This window comes from Glycomyces sp. L485 (genome assembly GCF_022548875.1).
In the GTDB taxonomy this organism is placed as follows: Bacteria; Actinomycetota; Actinomycetes; order Mycobacteriales; family Micromonosporaceae; genus Glycomyces.
The window spans coordinates 1-392 of the sequence record NZ_JAKZEW010000108.1 but is presented as its reverse complement, the minus strand read 5'-3'; the positions used below and the strand labels follow the sequence as shown (position 1 = coordinate 392).

Below are 392 nucleotides of genomic sequence, written 5' to 3'. Positions count from 1 at the left end.
TGGACCAGTTGCGGCCGTGGTCGGTGGAGCGCCAGAGGCCGTTGCCGGAGGGGGTGCCGAGGTAGAGGGTCGAGTTGTCGGCGGGGTCGACGACGAGGCGTTCGCCCATGCCGCGGCCGGGCATGTTGCCGCCCTGTTTGAAGGGGAGTTCGGCGACGCCCCAGGTGTCGCCGTAGTCGTCGGAGTAGAGGACGGCGCCGTTCTCGGGGTCCCAGTCGTTGGTGTAGGTGCCGACGGCGGCGTAGACCCGGTTGGGTTCGACCGGGTCGGTGGCGACCGAGACGACGCCGGTGTGGCCCCAGTCGTCCCAGCCGATCCAGTCGAGCAGGGGCTTCCAGGTCTGGGAGGACTCCTGCCAGCGGTAGAGCCCGCCGATGTCGGTCCGGGCGTAG

1 pseudogene is annotated in these 392 nt (G+C 70.4%); it reads right to left on the bottom strand.

The window, feature by feature from the left end:
- A pseudogene (locus L0U85_RS20210) lies at nucleotides 1-392 on the bottom strand (xyloglucanase); the annotation flags it as partial.